Below are 4,885 nucleotides of genomic sequence, written 5' to 3'. Positions count from 1 at the left end.
GGAACTTCCCGGGCGGCCGGCGACGGTGTCAGGGTCGGCGTCCTCGTGGGGGCGGCGTGGGCGTCAGGCGGAGCGGGTGCGCCGTCCGCGCAGCTCCTCCAGCCGCTCCGAGAGCAGTTCCTCCAGCTCGGGGATGGTGCGGCGCTCCAGAAGCATGTCCCAGTGCGTCCGGGCGGGCTTGGCCTTCTTGGGTTCCGGCTCGCTGCCGTCGATCATCTTCGACTCGCTGCCGTGCAGCCGGCATTCCCAGTTGCCCGGAACCTCGGCGTCGTCCGAGAAGGGCACCTCGAAGTCGTGTCCCTTGGGGCAGGCGTACCGCACCGTACGGCGCGGTGCGAGGTCGTGGTTGCGGTCGGTCTCGTAGCTGACCGCTCCGAGCCGGCTGCCACGCAGAACGCGGTCGGCCATGACGGTGTCCTTTCGCTCGGTCCGAGGCTGGCGCCCCGGTCAACGTGCTCACCGAGTGCAACGACTTTCGCGTCGCCGTCGTTCCCGGTTTGGCCTAACTGGTTGCCCACGGTGACGTGTTTCACGCATCAACGAAGACTTCCTCCATAGGGATGCAGTCGTCTGCCGTTCGTGACGCGTTATCCGCCTTGTGACTACCATGACCACTCGAATGGGTGATAGTGCCAGAGTGGCACGCTATCAAGCCAGTGTGAGTTGGCCATGTGTCGCGGGGATGGGACCCAGATCACCGGAGCGGAAGTGTCGCCGGCACAACACTTGATAACGCACGGTAGTTGTTGCCGCGTTGTCGGCGCCGTCGTCGTCCCCCGAGGGGAGACCGTCACCCCCCGTGGTGTCCGCGACGAGCACGGTGTCGCCCGCCCGCACGAGTGATCCGTTCACCACCCTGCCGTTGAACCGTCCAGGGGAACCGCACCAGCACAGCACCTCGACCTGCACCGCCTGCAGCTCGTCGGCCACCTCGAAGAGCCGTTGGGCCCCGGGGAACAACCGGCCGCGGAAGTCCGTCGCGATGCCGAAGCAGTAGACGTCCAGGTGTGCCAGGTCGGCCAGCTCGGCCAGCTGCTCGACCTGGCCCTCGTTGAGGAACTGGGCCTCGTCGACGATCACGTAGTCGACCCGGCGGCCCGCCGCCCACTGCGCGCGCACCAGGCCGCGGACGTCGGTCGTCTCGTCCAACTCGATCGCCTGCCGGGCCAGCCCGATCCTCGTCGAGATCCGCGGGCTGCCGGAGCGGTCGAAACGCACCAGCAACAGACCGACCCGCCCCTGCCGCGCGTGGTTGTGGTCGATCTGGAGGGCCAGCGTCGACTTCCCGCAGTCCATCGGGCCGTAGAAGAAGCGGAGGCGGCCCGGGGCCGTCGCGGCGCGGCGACCGGACTCGGTCGGGACCGCGGACAGCGCGTCGGTCGGATCGGCGGCGTCGGCAGGGGTACTCACGGGCGTCGACCCTATCGGCCGCCCTGGCGGCCGGGTCAGGCCCGCGTGCTCACGCCCTCCGGTGTGCCGGCGCCGGGTTCCCCGCGCGCTCGACTAACGTCGGCACCGTGGAAGGACCGCCCGAAACCACCCGCCTCGCCGCCCGGCGCGGCGAACCCAGGCACTGCGGCTGGTGCGGGCGGTCGATCGAACCGGCAAGCCGTGCCGGCCGCCCCCGGCGCTACTGCGGTCAGGCCTGTCGGCAGCGCGCCTACGAACGGCGGTCGGCGGTCCAGCGGGGCCGGCTTCCCGAGGACTCCGTGGTGCTTTCGGCTGACGAGGTGGCCGACCTCCAGGACAGGATATTCCAGCTCCGGTGCGCCGCGGAGGACGTCGCCACGGGCGTGGAGGACGGCGCGGACCTCGGTGAACTCCGAACGTTGGCCACTGAACTGGTCGTCACCGCTCGACGGCTCGAACGGCTTCGCTGACCGACACATGGCGGTGACCGCTTGCCGAGCGCGCCCCTCCGCCGCGACCATTGCTCCAGTAGGGCGGTTTACAGGGAGGGAAGGGTGACAGGAGACGACTCCGTTCAACACACTGTGTTGCGCCATACGGACGTCGGATTTGCCATCACCGACTCGCGGGGCCGGCTGCGCTGGGTGAACACGGCGATGGCCGAGCTGCTGGGCATCGACGAGGCCCACGCGCGGGGCAGGTCCCTGCCCGCCCTCCTGCCCGCGGCCTGGGAAGGCACGGAGGGCACCTCCACCGTCCAGCGGCTCACCACCACCAACCGGGGGGTCCGCTGGTTGGAGATCAACTGGCACCCGCTGCCGCCCAGCGACGCGCAACTGTGCCGCGTCGTCGACCTGACCGCCTCGCGCCAGGAGGAACTCGAGGTCGGCTCCGAAACCACCCGCAGGTCCCCGGAACGCAGCCGGATGGGCAACTGGGAGTGGATCATCGCCGAGGACCGGGTGGTGTGGTCGGAGGGCATGCGGGAGATGTCCGGCTACCCGGCCGACGCCGACATCGACTACGACGCCTTCATGCGGATGATCCACCCCGACGACGTCGCGCTGGTGACCCGCGTGCTCACCCGCTCCCTGAACACCGGGGAACCCTTCACCTACATCCACCGCGCCCGAGGAGCCGACCGCACCGACGTCCGGGTCTTCGAGTGCTTCGGAGAGGTGATCAGCGATGACGACGGGAAGCCGGTGCGGCTCGTCGGCAGCGCCCACGACATCACCCAGGCCCACGAGGTGCACCACGAGCTGCGCAGGATGGCCGAGGAGGACCCCCTCACGGGACTGCCCAACCGGCGAGCGCTGACGGCCCGGTTGGAACGCGAGATCGCCTCCGGCGCGCCGGGGGCGCTGGTCGTCATCGACCTCGACAACTTCAAGGACGTCAACGACCTCCGGGGCCACATGGTGGGTGACCGGGTGATGTGCGCCCTGGCCACCGCGCTGCGCAACCGGCTGCCGGAGAACCACTACCTCGGACGGCTCGGAGGCGACGAGTTCGCCGTGGTGATGCCCGGCGTGGACCCGGTCCTGGCCAAGAGGACGGCCCAACAGCTCGCGGCGGCCGTGGCCACCATCCCGGTCGCCGTCGCCGGGGTCACCATCAGGGTGACCGTGAGCACCGGCGTCGCCCCGTTCGACTCCGGACCCACCTGGGAGGCGGTGCTCGCCAACGCCGATCTGGCCCTCTACGCCTCCAAGGGCGGCGGCCGCAACCGCGTCACCGTCTACGACCCGGGGCACTACGCCAACACCGCCAAGCGGGTGGCCGTGCTCGAACGGCTGCGGACCGCCCTGACCGACGGCCACCTGGCGCTGCACGGCATGCCGATGGTTGATCTCCGCACCGGCCGCACGCTCGGCTACGAGCTGCTGCTCCGCCTGGAGGACGACCTGCTGCCCCCGCTGGGCCCCGGAGACTTCCTGCCCGACGCCGAACGGACCGACCTCATCCTGAACATCGACCGCTGGGTGCTCGGACAGGCGGTCGACACGCTCGCGGCCCACCCGGACCCCGGTCTGCGGCTGGACGTCAACGTCTCGGGCCGCACCCTCGACGACGAGGAGTTCGGCGACTTCGTCCTCGACCGGATCCGCAGCAGCGACGTCTCACCAGGACGGCTCGGTCTGGAGATCACCGAGACGGCGGCGCTCACCAACCTCGACGCGGCACGGCACCTCGCCACCCGGCTGCGGGAGGCCGGCTGCCGCATCACCCTGGACGACTTCGGGTCGGGTTTCGGCTCCTTCGTCCACCTCAAGCACCTGCCGATCACCGGGTTGAAGATCGACGGGGAGTTCGTCCGCGGAATCGACCGGAGCACCACCGACTCCGTCCTCGTGACGGGAATCATGGAGATCGCCAACGGCCTCGGACTGACCACCGTCGCGGAATGGGTCGAACGCCCTTCCCAGGTCAACGCCCTCACCAGGCTGGGTGTCGAGGTGGCGCAGGGCTTCCACCTCGGGAAGCCGAAACCACTGTCCGCGATCGTGTTACGGCCGAACGGAGTATTGCCGCGTTAGGGGTGGCGCACCAGGATCAACTGACCGCACCGACGACCCGCGGATCCCTGCCGTCCGCGTGCTCTGCCCCACGGGAGAACCACCGAAGTGAACACCGCAGTGCCTGTCCGGGGCATCCGCCGGTTCGAACTGCTCACCGCCTCACCGGAGGCGTCCGTCGAGTTCCACGCCGCGCTCCACGACTGGGTGCTGCTCTCCCGGGACGGCGGGGTGCAGAGCTGCTGGGTGGGTGACCGGCTGGCCGCCACCATCCGCGCTCCCGAACACGGCGAACCCCTCGGCTGGCGGGTGGTGTTCGGTACTGGCCCCCAGGCCGAGGAACCCGCGGCCTCCCACCACCCCTCCGCCGTCGTCGAACCAGGCCGGGTGGCGCACGGGCCGTGGGCGCCGGCCCCGCGTTCCGGTGAGCCCTGCTGGGCGGAACTCGCCGCGGCGAGCGCCGACGAGCACTGGACGTCGGCGGTCGGCTGGGAGCCGGCGGAGGGGGCCTACACGCTCGAGGGCCGAGCGGTGTCCGGTCGCCGGCCCGTGCCGGAGACCTCCCCGGAGGCGGGGGAGTGGACCTGTTGCCTGGCCGTCGACGACCTCACCGTGGCATTCGACCGCGTCCGGGACCTGGGGGGAACGGTGCTGGAGGACGACCCGACCAACCCGCTGGGACGCGCGGTGACCGTCGCCGACCCCGCCGGTGCCCGTTACGCCCTGGTGGAACGACCAGGCTGCTGGGGCGGCGCGCTCGCCACGTGACCGTCCTGGCGGGCCTCGCCGCCTCGGTGGCCACACCGGCGGGGCCCCTCCGCCGGTGCCCGGTCGCCGCGCCACCCGGGTGGGCGAGCCCGCTTCGCGGTCCGGAGGCGGTCGACCGGGTGGTCGCCCTCCGGTGCGGCCACCCCGCTCCGGGCTCCGGGGTCGGCGGCCGGAGGCGCCGGACCCCC

At 71.2% G+C, this 4,885-nt stretch carries 5 protein-coding genes; 3 read left to right on the top strand and 2 right to left on the bottom strand.

Annotated features, from left to right (window positions below; all coding sequences use genetic code 11):
• Positions 1-63: 63 nt before the first annotated feature.
• Entirely contained in the window at positions 64-408 is a 345-nt protein-coding gene (locus tag ACTIDRAF_RS0218290) for an RNA polymerase-binding protein RbpA (RefSeq protein ID WP_016700176.1), read from the bottom strand.
• A 240-nt stretch (positions 409-648) separates the two neighbouring features.
• A complete protein-coding gene (locus ACTIDRAF_RS0218285) occupies positions 649-1,410 on the bottom strand; it encodes a thymidine kinase (protein WP_016700175.1) in 762 nt (253 codons plus the stop codon).
• A gap of 107 nt (positions 1,411-1,517) precedes the next feature.
• Between ACTIDRAF_RS0218285 and ACTIDRAF_RS0218280 the strand changes: the two genes are divergently transcribed.
• The 3 genes from ACTIDRAF_RS0218280 (at position 1,518) to ACTIDRAF_RS0218270 (ending at position 4,697) form a co-directional block, all read left to right on the top strand.
• Complete coding sequence (locus tag ACTIDRAF_RS0218280) at positions 1,518-1,880, top strand: hypothetical protein (RefSeq protein ID WP_016700174.1); 363 nt, start codon at positions 1,518-1,520, stop codon at positions 1,878-1,880.
• Between the two features lie 114 nt (positions 1,881-1,994).
• Positions 1,995-3,950, top strand: coding sequence for a putative bifunctional diguanylate cyclase/phosphodiesterase (locus ACTIDRAF_RS0218275; RefSeq protein ID WP_016700173.1), 1,956 nt, complete (start codon positions 1,995-1,997; stop codon positions 3,948-3,950).
• Positions 3,951-4,037: 87 nt separating this feature from the next.
• Positions 4,038-4,697: a VOC family protein gene (locus tag ACTIDRAF_RS0218270; RefSeq protein ID WP_016700172.1), complete on the top strand. Its 660-nt coding sequence runs from the start codon at positions 4,038-4,040 to the stop codon at positions 4,695-4,697.
• Positions 4,698-4,885: the final 188 nt, after the last annotated feature.

Source organism: Actinoalloteichus spitiensis RMV-1378 (assembly GCF_000239155.1).
In the GTDB taxonomy this organism is placed as follows: Bacteria; Actinomycetota; Actinomycetes; order Mycobacteriales; family Pseudonocardiaceae; genus Actinoalloteichus_B; species Actinoalloteichus_B spitiensis.
This window is presented reverse-complemented; position numbering and strand designations above follow the sequence as displayed.